The organism is Mesorhizobium sp. M1078 (assembly GCF_040318615.1).
In the GTDB taxonomy this organism is placed as follows: domain Bacteria; phylum Pseudomonadota; class Alphaproteobacteria; order Rhizobiales; family Rhizobiaceae; genus Mesorhizobium.
This window is the reverse complement of sequence record NZ_JAMYMP010000006.1, coordinates 100,699-114,358: the sequence shown is the minus strand read 5'-3', so window position 1 is coordinate 114,358 and position 13,660 is coordinate 100,699. Positions and strand designations below refer to the sequence as shown.

Annotated in this window: 11 protein-coding genes; 8 read left to right on the top strand and 3 right to left on the bottom strand. The window is 62.9% G+C overall.

Features of this window, described 5'->3' with window-relative positions:
* Positions 1–67: 67 nt before the first annotated feature.
* Together cckA and NKH38_RS11040 are read left to right on the top strand one after the other, a co-directional pair.
* Positions 68–2,638, top strand: coding sequence for a cell cycle histidine kinase CckA (gene cckA / locus NKH38_RS11045; RefSeq protein WP_023696496.1), 2,571 nt, complete (start codon positions 68–70; stop codon positions 2,636–2,638).
* Positions 2,639–2,722: 84 nt separating this feature from the next.
* Positions 2,723–3,433, top strand: a complete 711-nt coding sequence (locus NKH38_RS11040) for a purine-nucleoside phosphorylase (protein ID WP_352760002.1) — start codon at positions 2,723–2,725, stop codon at positions 3,431–3,433.
* Between the two features lie 5 nt (positions 3,434–3,438).
* Here the strand turns inward: NKH38_RS11040 and NKH38_RS11035 are convergent, their stop codons facing one another.
* Positions 3,439–3,741 (bottom strand): ribbon-helix-helix domain-containing protein, encoded by a 303-nt coding sequence (locus NKH38_RS11035; RefSeq protein WP_023670924.1) that lies wholly within the window; start codon positions 3,739–3,741, stop codon positions 3,439–3,441.
* 220 nt (positions 3,742–3,961) lie between these two features.
* On the opposite strand from NKH38_RS11035, the gene NKH38_RS11030 reads away from it, so the two are divergent.
* The 3 genes from NKH38_RS11030 (at position 3,962) to NKH38_RS11020 (ending at position 6,585) form a co-directional block, all read left to right on the top strand.
* Positions 3,962–4,357: a VOC family protein gene (locus NKH38_RS11030; protein WP_023684616.1), complete on the top strand. Its 396-nt coding sequence runs from the start codon at positions 3,962–3,964 to the stop codon at positions 4,355–4,357.
* Positions 4,358–4,437: 80 nt separating this feature from the next.
* Positions 4,438–4,962, top strand: a complete 525-nt coding sequence (locus NKH38_RS11025; RefSeq protein WP_352759997.1) for a gluconate 2-dehydrogenase subunit 3 family protein — start codon at positions 4,438–4,440, stop codon at positions 4,960–4,962.
* Positions 4,963–5,013: 51 nt separating this feature from the next.
* Positions 5,014–6,585, top strand: coding sequence for a GMC family oxidoreductase (locus tag NKH38_RS11020; RefSeq protein WP_352759994.1), 1,572 nt, complete (start codon positions 5,014–5,016; stop codon positions 6,583–6,585).
* A 64-nt stretch (positions 6,586–6,649) separates the two neighbouring features.
* Here NKH38_RS11020 and NKH38_RS11015 read toward each other — a convergent pair whose 3' ends face one another.
* Both NKH38_RS11015 and NKH38_RS11010 read right to left on the bottom strand, forming a co-directional pair.
* On the bottom strand, positions 6,650–8,563 hold the full coding sequence (locus NKH38_RS11015; protein WP_352759991.1) for a PhoX family protein: 1,914 nt from the start codon (positions 8,561–8,563) through the stop codon (positions 6,650–6,652).
* Positions 8,564–8,680: 117 nt separating this feature from the next.
* Entirely contained in the window at positions 8,681–9,076 is a 396-nt protein-coding gene (locus NKH38_RS11010; RefSeq protein WP_023688644.1) for a hypothetical protein, read from the bottom strand.
* A 312-nt stretch (positions 9,077–9,388) separates the two neighbouring features.
* Between NKH38_RS11010 and urtA the strand changes: the two genes are divergently transcribed.
* From urtA to urtC, 3 genes are all read left to right on the top strand, one after another.
* Positions 9,389–10,699, top strand: coding sequence for an urea ABC transporter substrate-binding protein (gene urtA / locus NKH38_RS11005; protein WP_023688643.1), 1,311 nt, complete (start codon positions 9,389–9,391; stop codon positions 10,697–10,699).
* A 112-nt stretch (positions 10,700–10,811) separates the two neighbouring features.
* A complete protein-coding gene (gene urtB / locus NKH38_RS11000; protein ID WP_023712392.1) occupies positions 10,812–12,428 on the top strand; it encodes an urea ABC transporter permease subunit UrtB in 1,617 nt (538 codons plus the stop codon).
* Positions 12,425–13,657 carry an urea ABC transporter permease subunit UrtC gene (gene urtC, locus NKH38_RS10995; RefSeq protein WP_023688641.1) on the top strand — a complete coding sequence of 411 codons (1,233 nt, stop codon included), beginning with the start codon at positions 12,425–12,427 and terminating at the stop codon, positions 13,655–13,657. The genes urtB and urtC overlap by 4 nt, the downstream gene beginning before the upstream one ends.
* Positions 13,658–13,660: the final 3 nt, after the last annotated feature.

Sequence of the window (13,660 nt, the reverse complement as noted above, 5' to 3'; positions counted from 1 at the left end):
TCCGGATTAGGAGAATGTGATTCAACCGGCCGGGGGCGGTGTCGGACAACTCACGAGCAGGGGGCATATGGCCAGGGAAACGCGCGGCGATTTCTATCCGGTACCGATCGTCGATCAGAACACGCGGCCAGGCGCGGTTACCCGGCTCATCGTGTTCATCATCGTCCTGACCGGGGCCGCGATCGTTTTCGGCATTTTCCGCGAGCGTCTTGGCGATCCGTTCCTGCTCGGCATGCTGGGCGTGCTTGCCATGATCGGCGTCGGCTTCCTGTTCGCCACGGCCATCGGCTTCGTGCAGATCGCGCCGCGTTCGACCGGGGACGAACTGTCGAAGGCCTTCGTCGATTCGATGTCGCAGGGCCTGATCGTCACCGACACCAAGGGCCGCGTCGTCTACGCCAACCGGGCCTATGCCGAGATGACCGGTGCTGCGTCGGCCGCCGATCTGAAGACGGTCGAAGGCCTGCTTTCCGATGTCCCCGAAGCTTCGGTGACCATATACCGGCTGGCCTCGGGCTTGCGCGATGGCCAGGCCGGCGACGGTGAGTTCCGGCTAGCACAGTCGATCCGGCCGGGCGCCGAGCCCGGCGCGCGCTGGTACCGGGCGCGGGCCCGGACCTTCAGCGTTCCCGGTCAGCGCCTGCCGATGCTTGCCTGGCAGCTTGCCGATATCTCGCAGGAACGGGCCGAGCAGGAGCGTTTCTTCCTCGACTTGCAGAAGGCCATCGACCATCTCGACCATGCGCCGGCCGGTTTCTTCTCAGCCGACCAGGAAGGCCGTGTCACCTACATCAACGCCACGCTTGCCGAATGGCTGGGCATCGATCTGGCGAGCTTCACCCCTGGCGCCGTGACACTCCCGGAAATCGTCGCCGGCGACGGCATGGCGCTGGTGCGCTCGGTCAAGGCCGATCCCGGCACCACCCGCAACGCCGTCATCGATCTCGATCTTACGACGACGACCGGCGAGGCGCTGCCGGTGCGCTTCATGCATCGGGTCTCGGCCAGCCGCGAGGGGACCAACGGTCCCACCCGCACCATCGTGCTCAACCGCACGCAGGGCGAGGATGCATCGGCCGATCTTCGGGCTTCGGAGGTACGCTTCACTCGCTTCTTCAATTCGACGCCGATGGCCATTGCCGCCGTCGACAATGGCGGCCGCATCCTGCGCACCAATGCGCCGTTCCTGTCGCTGTTTTCCTCCGTCGTCGACGGCGACGCGGTCGACCGCCGCGTGCGGCTGGACACCGTGATCCACGAGCGCGACCGGCCGGCCTTTGCCGCCGCGTTCGAAAAGGCGCGGCTGAGGCAGGCCGACATCGAGCCGATCGACACGCTGCTGCCCGGCAATGAGGAGCGTCACATCCGCTTCTACGTCAACGCCGTCGCCGACGGCACCGGCGAGGGCGCCGAGGAATCGGCCATCGTCTATGCCGTCGAGACCACCGAGCAGAAGGCGCTCGAGGGCCAGATGGCGCAGAGCCAGAAGATGCAGGCAGTCGGACAGCTCGCCGGCGGCATCGCCCACGACTTCAACAATGTGCTGACCGCCATCATCATGGCGTCGGATCTTTTGCTGACCAATCACCGGCCGTCGGACCCGTCCTTCCCCGACATCATGAACATCAAGCAGAATGCCAACCGGGCGGCCTCGCTGGTGCGGCAGTTGCTCGCCTTCTCGCGCAAGCAGACATTGCGGCCGGAAGTGCTGAACCTGACCGACGTGCTTGCCGATCTCCGGATGCTGCTTGCCCGCCTGGTTGGCAACGAGATCAAGCTGAAGGTCGACCACGGCCGCGATTTGTGGCCGGTCAAGGTCGATATCGGCCAGTTCGAGCAGGTGGTGGTCAACCTGGCCGTCAACGCGCGCGACGCCATGCCGGCCGGCGGCGACCTCACCGTGCGCACCCGCAACGTCACCGCCGAACAATGCAAGAGCTTCTCCTACCGCGAGCTCACGCCTACCGACTATGTCGTGGTCGAGGTCGAGGATAGCGGCTCGGGCATTGCCCCGGACGTGCTGAAGAAGATTTTTGAGCCGTTCTTCACCACCAAGGAGGTTGGCAAAGGCACCGGCCTTGGCCTGTCGATGGTCTATGGCATCATCAAGCAGACGGGCGGCTTCATCTTCTGCGATTCCGAAGTCGGCAAGGGCTCGACCTTCCGCATCTTCCTGCCGCGCCATATCGTGGAGGCGAAGAAGCCCGGCGACGTCAGCGAGGCGCCGGCTGCGCCGGTGAAAGCCGCCGACAGCGCCAAGGACCTGTCGGGCTCGGCCACTGTGCTCCTCGTCGAGGACGAAGACGCCGTGCGCATGGGCGGCTCGCGGGCGCTGACCTCGCGCGGCTATACCGTCCATGAGGCCTCCTCGGGCGTCGAGGCGTTGGAAGTCTTCGAAGCGCTCGGCGGCAAAGTCGATATCGTCGTGTCCGACGTGGTGATGCCGGAAATGGACGGACCGACGCTGCTCGGCGAACTGCGCAAGCGCCAGCCCGACATCAAGTTCGTCTTCGTGTCCGGCTATGCCGAAGACGCTTTCGCCAGAAACCTGCCGCCGGACGCGCAATTCGGCTTCCTGCCGAAGCCGTTCTCCCTCAAGCAACTGGCCACCGTGGTCAAGGATGTATTGGAGTCCTAGGGCGCCCTAATTCAAAGCTTGCGCAATGACGTGACACTGCCATTATTGCAGGCGAAACGGGCGGCGGGTTTTGGGGAGCATGTCGTGACGCCGCACAACGAGGCTGCCAGGGGCGACTATGCCGCAACGGTGCTGTTGCCGGGCGATCCGCAACGCGCCGAGTGGATGGCAAAGACATTTCTTGAGGCGCCGCGCTGCGTCAACCGCCGCCGGGGCGTACTCGGCTTCACCGGTCTCTATCGCGGCCGTCCCATCAGCATCCAGGCCACCGGCATCGGTGTCCCGTCCTTCCTGGTCTATGCGCATGAACTCCTGGATGTTCACGGCGTAAAAACGCTGATCCGCACAGGCACCTGCGGCGGCCTGACACCCCGCGTGCCGCTGCGCTCCTTGGTGATCTCGCAGTCGGTGCGCGCCGAAAGCGACCAAAGCGGCCAGGTCTTCGGCCTCTACGATGCTGCCGCCGGGCCCGATCCCGGCCTGTTCGCCCACGCTTTGGCCTGCGCCGCCCAGCTCGGCATCGACCACCAGGCCGGGCTGACCATCTGCAGCGATGTCTTCTACCACCCTGGAGGGCGCGACCGCTTTGCCGAAGCGCAGGCGCTTGGCGCTCTCGCTGTCGATATGGAAACCAGCGCACTCTACCGAATCGCGGCGCATTTCGGCGCCCGCGCGCTGTCGCTGCTGACCGTCGTCGACAACATCGTGACCGGCGAACAGACTGCCTATTCCGAACGTCAGGCGCTGTTCACCGATATGGCGCGGCTCGGGCTCGACGTTGCGGCGGAAGGCTAGCTTCCTCAGGCCGCTTCGCGCTTCGGCGTCAACTCATCCATGTCTGGCCGGTGACCGCGCAGATAGAGCGCGCAGGTGGTACGCAGCATTGACGCGAAGTTGGGAATGGCGCCGTTGATCTCGATCGCCTCGTCATAGAGTTTTGAGATGAACTTCGGCGTCGTCAGGCCCTGGCTGTCGGCAATTTCGTCAAGCAGCGCCCAGAACGTTCCTTCAAGCTGGATACTCGTAGAGTGACCGTCGATGCGGATCGACCGGTTGATCTGTCGATAGCCTTCCGGATCCTGCCCGGCAAAAACCCTGCACATCCTTACCTCCCGATATTGTTGGTTTTGGGCGCAGCGTGTCGCGCCTTCAAGTTGTGGTTGTCCCTGCATGTTCGGCCTTGTGGGCCGAATCGGCAATCGGACTTTCGTCTTTAGGCGCAGGCATAGCAGCGATTGCAAATTTAGCCGTGGTAACCGGCTGCCACCACCTTTCGCGCGTGCCGCCCATAATCGCCTCCAACATGCAGCGGCGGAGACTGATTTGGCGAAGGCAATCCATTCCATGATCCGGGTTCTCCAAGAGGCCAGATCCGTCGATTTCTACAGAAACGCTTTCGGGCTCGACGTCGCCGACAGGCTGGATTTCGAGACATTCACGCTGATTTACCTTGCCAACGCCGAAACGGGGTTCGAGCTCGAACTCACCGTGAACAAGGGCCGCACCGAGCCTTATGGGCTAGGCGACGGTTACGGCCATCTGGCGGTCTCGGTGTCCGATCTCGACAGCGAACACGACCGGATCGGCGCGCTCGGCCTCAACCCCAAGAAGATCGTCGAATTCAACCGCGACGGATCGCTGATCGCCCGCTTTTTCTTCATCGAGGACCCCGACGGCTACAAGATCGAGGTTCTGCAGCGTGGAGGGCGCTTCCAGTAGGGGATTATCAGCCGCATTCAGCCGCGCGGCGCCAGCAACGGCGCTGTTCAAGGGCGCAAACAGCAAGCAGGGAGGAACAAATGGTCACGATCTATGACGCGAGGCTCTCACGTCGTGAACTTCTCAAAGGCGGCGGCATCGGCGCGTTGCTCGTCATTTCCGGCAGCGCCGTCATCAGCCCTGAAAATGCCTGGGGGCTCGAGACATCGGCGCTCAAGCCCGAAACCATGGCAACGCTGATCCAGATGGCGCGCGACATCTATCCGCACGATCAGGTGCCCGACAAATACTACGCCATCGCCGTAAAAGGGCATGATGAGCAGGCCGGCAAGGACGCTGCCTACAAGACGATGATCGAAGACGGCATCGCCAACCTCGACAAGAAGTCGGGCGAGGGCGGCTATCGCGGCCTCGGCTGGGAGGAGCAGCGCGTTGCCGTGCTGCAGCAGATCGAGGCGACGCCGTTCTTCCAGTCCATCCGCGGCGGCCTCGTCGTCAGCCTCTACAACCAGCAGGAGGTGTGGCCGATTTTCGGCTACGAGGGCGAATCCTACTCCAAGGGTGGCTACATCGCGCGCGGTTTCGACGACATAGAGTGGCTCTGAGCCCTTCCGTCGTTCTGAAACCCCGCAAACAGGAATTCATGGGAGGAAACCATGGCAGCTTCATTTGATCTCAACAACGACGGCGTGGTCGTGATCATCGGCTCCGGCGCCGGCGGCGGCACGCTCGGCAACGAACTCGCCCAGAAAGGCGTCGATGTCGTCATCCTCGAGGCCGGCGCGCGCCACGAATACGAGGATTTCATCAACGACGAGTGGGGTTCCTTCAGCCAGCTCGCCTGGACGGACAAGCGCACAACCTCAGGCGACTGGCGGGTGTCGAAGGATTTCCCCAATTTGCCGGCCTGGATCGTCAAATCGGTCGGCGGCTCGACCACGCACTGGGCCGGCGCCTCGCTGCGCTTCCAGCAGCATGAGTTCAGGACGCTCTCGACCTACGGCAAGCTGGAAGGCGCCAACCTGCTGGACTGGCCGGTCACATTGGCCGAGATGGAGCCGTACTACGCCAAGGCGGAAGCCAAGATGGGCGTCACCGGCACCAATGGCTGGCCGCGGCTGCCCGGCAACAACAATTTCAAGGTACTCAAGGCCGGCGCCGACAAGCTCGGCTATAAGGAATGTCATACCGGCAACATGGCAATCAATTCGGTCGAGCGCGACGACCGCAACTCCTGCCAACAGACCGGCTTCTGCTTCCAGGGCTGCAAATGGGGCGCCAAATGGTCGACGCTCTACACCGAGATTCCCAAGGGTGAGGCGACCGGCCATCTCGAGGTCCGGCCAAACGCCATGGCGATCAAGATCAACCATGACGCTAGCGGAAAAGTGACCGGCGTCGTCTATGCCGACAAGGACGGCAAGCTGCAGGAGCAGAAGGCCCGCATCGTTGCCGTCGCCGGCAACTCGATTGAAAGCCCGCGCCTGCTGCTGAACTCCGAGTCAGCGAAGTTTCCGCAAGGGCTTGCCAATTCGTCGGGGCAGGTCGGCAAGAACTACATGCGCCACACCACCGGTTCGGTCTACGCCATTTTCGACCAACCGGTGCGAATGTATCGCGGCACCACCATGGCCGGCATTATCCGCGACGAGGCGCGGCACGATCCCTCACGCGGCTTTGTCGGCGGCTATGAATTCGAGACGCTGTCGCTCGGCTTGCCCTTCATGGCCGCCTTCCTCAATCCCGGCGGCTGGGGCCGTTCCTTCACCACCGCGCTCGACCACTATGATCACATGGCTGGCCTGTGGATCGTCGGCGAGGACATGCCGCGCGCGGAAAACCGCGTCACGCTGCACAAGGACGAGAAGGACGCGCACGGCATGCCGATCGCCGACGTGCATTTCGATGATCATCACAACGACACGGCGATGCGCAATCATGCCTACAAGCAGGCCACAGCGCTTTACGATGCGGTCGGCGCGACGCGCTCCTTCCCGACGCCGCCCTATCCCTCAACCCACAATCTCGGCACCAACCGGATGAGCGAAAAGGCGGAAGACGGCGTCGTCAACAAGCACGGCCAGGCGCACGACATCAAGAACCTGTTCGTGTCGGACGGCAGCCAGTTCACGACCGGTGCGGCTGAAAATCCGACGCTGACGATCGTGTCGCTGGCTATCCGCCAGGCCGAATACATCGCTTCGCAAATGTCGGCCAAGACGATCTGAGCCGTCCTCCCGGATCGCTACGCGGAACGCGCATGGCGCGTTCCGCCTTTTTCACTAGGACTCACTATGCGCCGACCGGCTGTCCGTCCCTGCGGCGGATGGCGACGACGGAAGGTCGCGGCAACTGGCCGTCTTTGAAATCGGGCCATAGCGTCTGCACCTTGTCGAGCGTCTCGGCATCTTCCGCAGGGTGCTGCACCGACAGGAACAAAGTCGTGCCGTCCGGCGTGAAGCACGGGCCGGTCGCTTCGGCGCCGTGCGGGCAGGTGAACAGCAGCTTCGGCAGGCCGCGCGCCGCACCTTCGGTGTCGACGCCATAGACGCCGTCCGGCAGGTCGAAATCATTGGCGCCGTCCGTCGCCACCCACAGCCGCCCCGCCGGGTCGAAGGTGATGTTGTCGGGGCAGACGAACCAGCCATTGTCCGACGTATCCGGATGAAAAGTAGCGCCGACCTTGGCATCTTTCGGGTTGCCGCAGAGCACGAACAGGTCCCAGGCATAGTTTTCGGCCGTGTGGTCGGCGTCCGCGCCGCGGCCGCCAGGCGGGATCAGTTCGACAATATGGCCCCAGAGATTTTCCGGCCGCGTGTTGGCCGGATTGACCTTCGACTGGTCGCGCTTCTTGTTCTTGGTCATCACCGCATAGACGCGGCCGGTCACCGGATTGGTCTCGATGTCCTCTGGCCGGTCCATCGGCGTGGCGCCGAGCGCATCTGCCGCAAACCGCGTCTTCAACAGCACCTCGGCCTGGTCGGCAAAACCGTTCTCGGCGGTAAGCTTGCCCTGGCCGTGCACCAGCGGCAGCCACGTCATCGAGCCATCGGCATCGAAGCGGGCGACCGACAGAACGCCATCGTCGAGCAGATCGGCGCCGGAGCCCGGGTTGGCCTTGTCATAGGCCTTGGCCGAGACGAAGCGGTACATGTATTCGAAATAGTCGTCGTCACCCATATAGACGACAACGCGGCCGTCCTTGTTGAGGACCACGGTCGAGGCCTCATGCGACATGCGGCCAAGTGCCGTGCGCTTCACCGGCCTGGACTTAGGATCGTAAGGGTCGATCTCGACCACCCAGTCGAAGCGGTTGGCCTCGTTCGGTTCCTTGTCGAGGTTGAAGCGGTCATGGAAGCGGCCGCGGCCATAGATATCGGAGCCGTCGAAGCCGTAACGGTCCAGAAGCTCGGCGGTCGGCGCCTTCTTCGGGTCGCCGCCGAAAATGTCGGACACGCCTTCCTCGCAGGTCAGCACCGTGCCCCACGGGGTAACACCGCCGCTGCAATTATAGCTGGTGCCGAGCACTTTCGTGCCAGTCGCGTCGGCCGAGGTTTTCATCAGCGCATGGCCGGCAACCGGTCCGGAAACGGTCATTTCGGTGTTGGCGGTGATGCGGCGGTTGAGCGGGCTGTCCGCCACGGTTTCCCACGTGCCGTCCTTTACCTGCACCTCGAGGATCGAATGGCCCATCGCGGCCATGCCGAGATCGACCTGTTCCCTGGTCATCGTCTTGCCGGCATCGCCCTCGGTCATCCCCGGAAACATCACATTGGGCGAGATGTATTCGTTGTTGACGCAGAGCAGGCCATGATCGGAATTCACCGTGCCCTTGGGCAGCGGCATGAAGGCGATGTAGTCGCAATTGTAGCCGAAGCGCTTTTCCTGTTCCTCCGCCGCGACCTTGTTGCCGTCGAATTCGGCGAGGCCGGCTGCAAGCGGGTCGCCCCAGCGCGCGACGATGGTCGTCTCATAGCCTTCGGCGGCGGCATGGGTCTTGCCGTAGACCCGTTTGAGCTCGGGAAAGCCGAGCGTCGACTGCGCTGCGGCGGCATGCGTTTCGCCGGCAAACAAGGAGCCGACAAAGCTGCCGCCGGCAATCAGCGCGCCGGAGGCGAGGCTGCCTTTCAAAAGAGACCGGCGCGAGACGCGCTCGGCAATGATTTCGCGGATGACGGGGGAGGATGAAGACGGTGTATTGGCCATGGTGTCTGCCTCTCAGGGTGGATGTTACGGCGCACCGTTGCCCTAGTCTGCTTAGGCAACATTCACATGACATAAGAGGAAGGTTTTGCCGCAACTGGGCGCGGCACTACGCATCGCTCAGCCCTTGGTGCAGGTCGAGGCGGTGAAGGCGCCGTCGGGCTGCTTCAGAATGATGTCGAATGACGGGGCGGTCTCGCCGTCCAGTGTTGCCTGTGTCATGGAGACGGAGTTGCCACCGGTGGTATAGCCGCCCAGCGGCCCGAGCCAGGTGATCTCGCCATTGGCATTCATCTGATAGTTGTAGCCTTGCGTCGCGGTGCCGAATGTCACCGGACCACTATAGACATTGCCCTTGATGGTGATGTCGCCGAGGTTGAGGAAGGCGCCGAGCAGGTAGACCTCGCAATGATAGGTGCCGTCCGGAAGCTTGCCCTCGCTGAAATCGGCGCGCGCGGCGCCGCTCGTTGCCATCAGCAGCAGGATGCCGGAAATGCATGAGGTGCGAGATGTCATGACGTCACTCTTTTGAAGGGCGAGCTTGCCCTATTTTTGCGCGGTACCGCAACATTGTTAGCCCGGAACACACGGCCGGAGATCAAAAACTAGGCATTTGTCTCAATTGGGCAAAAATTAGGCAAAAGCCATGTGCGCTGCGCAAATTTGCCTCAATCAATTTTCGCCGGCTACCACTGTTTTCTCGAGACTAATATACCAACCGGCTGATAACGCTCGGCTATTCCATCTTCGTGAGCGGCGCCTTTGCGTTTGGCACGGCAGTTGCATTGCGTTATCGCGGTGCAATCAAACAGCTTGGGAGTCTTCGGTATGAGGGGTAATTTCTCCACAATAACAAAAATGTTTTCGGCCGGCGTGGTCGCCGCCGGCCTGTCGATGTCGTCTCCGGCCCAGGCCGCCGAAGACACGATCAAGGTCGGCATTCTGCATTCGCTGTCGGGGACCATGGCGATTTCGGAGACGACGCTGAAAGACGCCATGCTGATGCTCATCGAAGAGCAGAACGCCAAGGGCGGCCTGCTCGGCAAGAAGCTTGAGGCGGTCGTTGTCGATCCGGCCTCCAACTGGCCGCTCTTCGCCGAGAAGGCGCGTGAGCTGATCTCCAAGGACAAGGTCGCCGCCGTGTTCGGCTGCTGGACTTCGGTGTCGCGCAAATCGGTGCTGCCGGTGTTCTCGGAACTCGACAACATCCTGTTCTACCCCGTCCAGTATGAGGGCGAGGAAAGCGAGCGCAACGTGTTCTACACCGGCGCCGCCCCGAACCAGCAGGCGATTCCCGCTGTCGATTATCTCATGAGCGAAGACGGTGGCTCGGTGAAGCGCTGGGTGTTGGAAGGCACCGACTACGTCTATCCCCGCACCACCAACAAAATCCTCGAGGCCTATCTGAAGGCCAAGGGCGTCGCCGCCGAAGACATCATGGTCAACTACACGCCGTTCGGCTTCTCCGACTGGCAGACCGAAGTCTCCGCAATCAAGAAATTCGGCTCGGCCGGCAAGAAGACCGCCGTCGTCTCGACCGTCAATGGCGACGCCAACGTTCCGTTCTACAAGGAACTCGGCAACCAGGGCATCAAGGCCGAGGACATCCCGGTCATGGCCTTTTCGGTCGGTGAGGAAGAACTGGCCGGTCTCGATACCGCGCCGCTGGTCGGCCATCTCGCTGCCTGGAACTATTTCGAGAGCGTCGACACACCCGAAAACAAGAAGTTCATCGCCGACTGGCACAAGTTCATCAAGAATGACAAGCGCACCACCAACGACCCGATGGAAGCTCACTATATCGGCTTCAACATGTGGGTGAAGGCGGTCGAAAAGGCTGGCACCACCGATCCCGACAAGGTCATCGACGCCATGGTCGGCGTGTCCGTGCCGAACCTCACCGGCGGCTATTCGACCATGATGCCGAACCATCACATCACCAAGCCGGTGCTGATCGGCGAGATCCAGGCCGACGGCCAGTTCGAGACCGTGTCGCAGACGCCCGGCCTCGTGATGGGCGACGAATGGTCCGACTATCTGCCCGATTCCAAGGACCTGATTTCGGATTGGCGCGCGCCTCTGTCCTGCGGCAACTTCAACGTTGCCACCGGCAAATGCGGCGGCAAGGGCACGAACTGATCCCTCCCGGGACTGACCGATCGTGGACGCGTCCACGATCGGTACCGCCAAGCGTCCGGGCGCTTCAGCCCGCCCGGACGCGGAATTTCCCCACAGAAGAGTATCTGAACGGATGATCCTGTTGCGCACTCTCGGCCTCATGCTGGTGTTCCTGGTGGCAAGCCTATTGCCGTCGAACGCAGCCGAAGCCGATCTGCGCGCCATCGTCGCCAAATTCGCCACGGGCACGGGCTTTGCCACCACTGAGGCTGTTGTGCGCGAACTTGCCGCCACCGGCGATCCGCTGGTTGAACGGCCGCTTGCAGCCCTCGCCGAAGGCAATCTCTACATTCGTAAAGCCGATTCAGCCGTCTTCGTCGGCAGTGAGGCCGCCGACAGCGTCACGCTGCTCGACCCGCTGAGCGGCGAGAAAGCCGGCGACGCCGCCAAGGCCGACATCACCAAAATCAAGGTCAACAACACGCTGCGCCGTGTCATCCGAGATGCGCTGGGAACGCTGACGTTGCGCGCGAAAGATCCTTCTGTCCGCATCGCCGCCGCCGACACCATGTTCAAGACCCCCGATGCCGCCAATATCGAGCCGCTTGATGCAGCCATCGCCGCCGAGACCGACGCCAAGGTCAAGGCATTGTTCGAACAGGCGCGCGCGGCATCGGTGCTGGTCTCCGATAAGCCGGAGGCCGACAAGCTTGCCGCCATTGCCCTGATCGGCGCGCGCGGCGACCGCGACGCGGTCTCGCTGCTCACCGCGGTCGAGGCCAATGCGCAAGGCGCGGTCAAGGATGCCGCGACGGCGGCAATCGCCAGCATCAATTCGAGCCTGGCGCTGTGGGATGCCGGCCAGAACATATGGTACGGCATCTCGCTTGGCTCGGTGCTGCTGCTGGCCGCCATCGGCCTCGCCATCACCTTCGGCGTCATGGGCGTCATCAACATGGCGCATGGCGAGATGGTGATGCTCGGCGCCTACACCACCTTCGTCGTCCAGCAGGTGATCCGAACCTCATTCCCCGGCCTGTTCGACTGGTCGCTGGTGATCGCGCTGCCGCTCGCCTTCCTGGTTGCCGCTTCCGTCGGCCTGATCATCGAGCGCGGCGTCATCCGTTTCCTCTACGGCCGGCCGCTGGAAACGCTGCTCGCAACCTGGGGCGTCTCGCTTGTCCTGCAGCAGGCGGTGCGCTCGATCTTCGGACCGACCAACCAGGAGGTCGGCAACCCCTCCTGGATGTCGGGATCGTTCGATGTCGGCCAACTCGCCGTCACCTGGAACCGCCTCTGGATCCTGGTCTTCGCGCTCACCGTCTTCGGCGTGCTGCTCTTTGTTATGAAGCGCACGCCCTGGGGCCTGCAGATGCGCGCCGTCACCGCCAACCGCCGTATGGCCGCCTCGATGGGCATCAGGACGCCTTGGATCGATGCGCTGACCTTTGCGCTCGGCTCCGGCATTGCCGGCATTGCCGGCGTCGCGCTCAGCCAGATCGACAATGTCTCGCCCAATCTCGGCCGCGGCTACATCATCGACAGCTTCATGGTCGTGGTCTTCGGCGGCGTCGGCAATCTCTGGGGCACGCTGGTCGGCGCCTTCTCGCTCGGCATCGTCAACAAGGTTCTCGAACCCTATGCTGGCGCGGTGCTCGGCAAGATCGTCGTGCTGGTGCTGATCATCCTGTTCATCCAGAAGCGCCCGCGCGGCCTGTTCGCGCTCAAGGGCAGGGCGGTGGAAACATGATCACGGGACGCTTCTTCGCCGCGGGTGCCGACCGTCGCATCGCCATCACTATTTTCATCCTGCTGACGGCCGCCATTATCGTGCCGCTGCTCAACCTCGCAGTGTCGCCGCAAAGCGCGTTCTATATTCCGTCCTACATCGTCGCGTTGACGGGCAAGTACCTCTGCTATGCATTGCTTGCCTTGGCGCTCGATCTCGTCTGGGGCTATTGCGGCATCCTCTCGCTCGGCCATGGCGCCTTCTTCGCCCTCGGCGGCTATGCGATGGGCATGTACCTCATGCGCCAGATCGGCTCGCGCGGCGTTTACGGCAATCCGATCCTGCCCGATTTCATGGTGTTCCTGAACTACAAGGAATTGCCCTGGTTCTGGACCGGTTTCGACCACTTCTGGTTCGCCGCCATCATGGTGCTGGCGGTGCCCGGCCTGCTCGCCTTCGTCTTCGGCTGGTTCGCCTTCCGCAGCCGCGTCACCGGCGTCTATCTCTCCATCATCACCCAGGCGATGACCTACGCGCTGCTGCTCGCCTTCTTCCGCAACGACATGGGTTTCGGCGGTAACAACGGCTTGACCGATTTCAAGGATATTCTGGGCTTCAACGTGCAGGCCGACGCCACCCGCTCGGCCCTGTTTGCCGCCAGCGCCATCATACTCGCGCTCGCCGTCTTCATCACCTGGGCGATCGTCGGCTCCAAATACGGCAAGCTGCTGATGGCGGTGCGCGACGCCGAGAGCCGCACCCGCTTCCTCGGCTGGCGGGCGGAGAACGTGAAGCTGTTTGCCTTCACCGTCTCGGCTGTCATGGCCGGCATCGCCGGCGCGCTCTATGTGCCGCAGGTCGGTATCATCAATCCCGGCGAATTCGAGCCGTCCAATTCCATCGAAGTCGTGATCTGGGCAGCCGTCGGTGGGCGCGGCACCATTGTCGGCCCGATCGTCGGCGCGCTGCTGGTCAACGCCGGCAAATCCTGGTTCACCGGCCTGCTGCCGGAGTTCTGGCTGTTTGCGCTCGGCGGCCTGTTCGTCGCCGTAACCCTGTTCCTGCCCAAGGGCATCGTCGGCATGTGGGATTCCTGGCGCGGTAACGCTCGGGCGATGCGGGCTGCAGCGATTGCAGAGGAAGCGGGCACAGACCCTGATGCCGCGCCGCCATTGAAGATCGTGCGCAGCGCAGCAACAACGCCCGGTGCCTGGTCCGCGTCCGGGCCTGAACCGCAGCCGGCGGAATAGAGC